The sequence below is a fragment of the Epilithonimonas bovis DSM 19482 genome, from assembly GCF_900108115.1.
Classification (GTDB): domain Bacteria; phylum Bacteroidota; class Bacteroidia; order Flavobacteriales; family Weeksellaceae; genus Epilithonimonas; species Epilithonimonas bovis.
Genome location: NZ_FTPU01000077.1, coordinates 1 through 4,052, shown reverse-complemented (window position 1 = coordinate 4,052; position 4,052 = coordinate 1). Strand labels below are relative to the sequence as shown.

General features: G+C 36.4%; 3 protein-coding genes. All 3 read right to left on the bottom strand.

Features of this window, described 5'->3' with window-relative positions; all coding sequences use genetic code 11:
* Positions 1-135: 135 nt before the first annotated feature.
* From B0B05_RS16115 to B0B05_RS16105, 3 genes are read right to left on the bottom strand one after another with little or no spacing between them, the layout of a single operon-like run.
* The gene (locus tag B0B05_RS16115) at positions 136-966 is read right to left on the bottom strand and encodes an endonuclease/exonuclease/phosphatase family protein (RefSeq protein ID WP_076784590.1); all 831 of its coding nucleotides are present in this window, start codon (positions 964-966) and stop codon (positions 136-138) included.
* Between the two features lie 12 nt (positions 967-978).
* Positions 979-1,929, bottom strand: a complete 951-nt coding sequence (gene fmt / locus B0B05_RS16110) for a methionyl-tRNA formyltransferase (RefSeq protein ID WP_076784589.1) — start codon at positions 1,927-1,929, stop codon at positions 979-981.
* 47 nt (positions 1,930-1,976) lie between these two features.
* The gene (locus tag B0B05_RS16105; RefSeq protein ID WP_076784588.1) at positions 1,977-3,878 is read right to left on the bottom strand and encodes a RecQ family ATP-dependent DNA helicase; all 1,902 of its coding nucleotides are present in this window, start codon (positions 3,876-3,878) and stop codon (positions 1,977-1,979) included.
* Positions 3,879-4,052 lie beyond the last annotated feature (174 nt).

Below are 4,052 nucleotides of genomic sequence, written 5' to 3'. Positions count from 1 at the left end.
TCCCAAAATGCGTTGTAAAACTAAATATATTCATCTAACTAATTAAATTATAAGTAAATATACGAAATTATGTGTAATTACGGATATTCATAAAAAAAAAACAAATCCTCTTTCATCAAGAGGATTTTTGCATTTCTATTTCTTAAAGTCAATCTCTGCCAAAATCGGAAAATGATCCGATGGATAAAGCAGATTTTCTCGCCTGTCATTGATTGTTCTGTTGGACAAAACCTCAAAACCTTTCACGAAAATATAATCAATTCTGTCCTGCGGAATAGTGTTAATATCAAATCCTGTAAAAGTTCCCTTTGGTCCATAATGTGGTTTTTTTGAATGGTAAAAAACATTATCCAAAGATTTTGACATAATTTTTATCGGTTCAGAATCATCTGTCAAATTGAAATCGCCGGTCAAAGTCAATGGTAGATTTTTCGGATTCAGTTTTTTTATTTTTTCAAGAATTAGCTTTGCAGAATTCACTCTTGCAACATCACCAACGTGGTCAAAATGCAGGTTCATCGCCAAGAATTGTTTGCCAGTTTTTTTTATTTTGAAAAACGCATAAGTACAAACTCTGTTATAAGCTGCGTCCCAGCCTTTAGAAGGTTTTTCTGGCGTTTCGCCTAGCCAGAAAGTTCCAGATTTGGTAACTTCCAATTTGTTTTTATCATAAAAAATCGCCGAATATTCGCCTTGGTTTTTACCATCATCTCTTCCAACGCCCACAAAATCGTAATCTTTCAGATTGGTTTTAATATCAATCATCTGTTGCGGAACGGCTTCCTGAACACCGAAATAATCCGGATGATAATACGACATCAGCGCCAAAGCATCATCTTTTCTGTTGTTCCAAGAGTTTTCTTTGTCGCTTTCCAAAGACAGTCTAATGTTGTAAGTCATCACTTTCAGATCCTGAGAAAAGAAAAGGTTAGATGCAATTAATAATCCGAAAAATAATTTTTTCATTCTTAAACATTTTTACTTTTTATAATCTTCAAAATTCTGAATTCCGTTAAGAAAATCTTTGATAGGCATTCTTTTTTTACCTTGGATTTGAACATCTTCCGGATAATAAATCCCATCTTTTGTGTAGAATTTGAACTCATTTTTAGAAATCTCAAAATCTCCAGCTTCTCTAGAATGTGATTCCAATTCAAAATGTCCTTTGAATATTTTCAGTGATTTTTCCTCGTCTCCTATTTTCAAAATCGTGAAAGCTGTTGGATAAGGCGACATTCCTCTCACGAAATTGTGAATCTTTTCTGAGCTTTGATTCCAATCGATTTTCAGATCGTCTTTGAATATTTTATAAGCCGTTTGGGGATTTTCTTTTTCAGGCTGAGGTTTTTCCTTAATCGTATTTTCTGATAATCCGTTAAGTGTTTCTACAACCAGATTGGCTCCTATTTCCATCAGCTTATCGTGTAGTGTCCCAGCGTTATCTTCTGGCAAAATGTTGGTTTCGGCTTGTAAAAGAATGTGACCTTCATCTATTTTTTCATTGATGAAAAATGTGGTAACGCCAGACTTGGTCTCACCATTTATAACCGCATAATTGATAGGCGCCGCGCCACGGTAATCCGGCAATAGCGAACCATGCAGGTTAAATGTGCCCAGCCTGGGAAGCGAAAATAAAACCTGAGGCATCATCCTGAATGCTACAACAACAAATACATCAGCATTAAGTTGTTGGACAGCATCCAAAAATTCTGGGTTTCTTAACTTTTCCGGCTGCAAAAGATTAAGATGATGATCTTCTGCAAAAACTTTAACTGGGGAAGGTGTTAGCTTCATACCGCGTCCACTTGCTTTGTCAGGCGCTGTTACAACACCCACCACCTTGTGGTTTGAATTAAAGATGGCTTCCAAAGAAGCTTTTGCAAAGTCTGGTGTCCCGAAAAACACAACATTAAGAGAATTCTTCTGCATTGATTATAATTGATGATTGATTAATATCTATTGATTTTGTGTAGTTTCTATTGATTGAGCATGTAGGTTTTGTAGTTCAACATTTTTACTTTACCAATATCCAAAAGGAAAATAAGCGTTTCCCGGATGTTTTCTTTGGAGTAAAAATGAAGATTAGCCGACATCTCATCCAAAGACATAGGCCGCGCAGACAATTGCAAAGTTATATCTGATGAAAGTGTTCTTTTGGAATTATTCCTTTTTCTGCAAACCGAACATTTGCCGCAATTTTCAGCATCTTTTTCCCCGAAATAGTTGAGGATTAGTTTCATTTTACAAAAATCTGTATCTCTGATATAGAACTTATTTTCTTCCCATTTGCGAAGTTTATTTTTTTGAATCTGATAAAAAAGTGACCAATATTCGCCAAAAAGGAGTCGGTCATTTCTTGGTTTGAGAAACTTGATCGAGTTTTGGCTGCCATCGAGGTACTCGAGGTAGCCGGCCTTCTGCATCTGTAAAAGCTTTTCTTTAAATTTTTGAAAATCAACACCATTCTTTTTGCAGAATGCAGCTTCACTAAAATGAACTTTTTGTATTGATAAGCCCGGCAAATTGCGAAAAAGCATCTCCATAAAGTAGGCATCTGCAGCAGCCAACTGATCCAGTTCGTCAGATTTCACAAAACTGATAACCGACGAAGTAGAAACATTACTTTTGTAGAAAATAAGTTCCTGATTATTTAGAAAATTAAGGACATTCTTGATTTTAGCAACAGATAATTTGGTAAGATTTTTCAGGCGCAATACATCCAGCTGAAAAGTTCTCTCGGACAAATCCTGGTCAGCAATCTGAAAAACAGAATATAGAAAAATAATAATTTTCTCATATTCTGCCTTGTGAGGAATCTGATTTTGAAACGTATTATCAATATTGGTAATTTCCTGCTCGTTCCATAGTGTTAGAGCCAACGCTTCTTCTCCATCTCGGCCCGCGCGGCCTATCTCCTGATAATAATTTTCTATTGTAGAAGAGGGAGAAAGGTGAATCACAAATTTTACATCGTCTTTGTCAATCCCCATACCAAATGCGTTGGTTGACACTAATACATGATATCGGCTGCTGAGCCATCTTTTCTGAAGCTTCTCCTTATCTGCAGAATTCAGGCCTGCATGAAAAAAATCAATGTTAGCGAAATTATTTTGCTTAATAAAATGGCTTAACTCTTCCGCATCTCTCCGTGTCCTGGTATAGATAATACCTGACGCAGAATTCTGCCTCAAAAACTGGAGAATTCGGTTGTACTTATCAGATGTATTTTCTAAAATAATATTTAGATTACTTCTGTTAAAGCTTTTTTTATAAATATTAGGCCTGTGTAAACCTAATTTCTGAATGATCTCATCCTCGACTTTGTGTGTTGCAGTGGCGGTTAAAGCCAGACAAGGAACATTTTTAAACTCGCTGCGAAAAATTTTGATATTCCTGTAACTTGGCCTGAAGTCCTGACCCCACTCTGATATGCAGTGCGCTTCATCCACCGCAATAAAAGAAATATCAATATCCTGCATGCTTCTTATGAACAATTGATTCTGTAAACGTTCCGGAGAAACGTAAAGGATCTTTACCAAGCCATTTTTACATCTGTTATAAATAGACTCTTCGTCAAATTCATCTAACTCCGAGCTTAGAAATTCGGCCTCGATGCCTCTGGACTGCAATGCATCCACCTGATCCCGCATCAGAGCTAACAAAGGTGAGATTACCAGACAGGTTCCTTCTAAAACCAAAGCCGGGAGCTGATAACACAATGATTTTCCACCACCGGTTGGCAAAAGCGCCAGCGTATCATTGCCATCCAGGATAGACAATATAATCTCCTTCTGAACAGAGTGAAAGCCGGCATAACCCCAAAACTGATTTAGAGTCTGACCAATGAGCTGTTCTTTTGACTTTTGGGATGAAAACATGTGTAAATTTACTTAAATCTTCAACATAAAAAAAACCGCAATCTTGCGGTTTTTATAAAATATCAAAGTATATTTTTTAACACTACTAACCGACAAAAAAAATATAAGGAGCCATCTGTTCAGGTAGCTCCTTTTTTCATATTTTAGTTTTACTACACACTAAAAATATGAGCC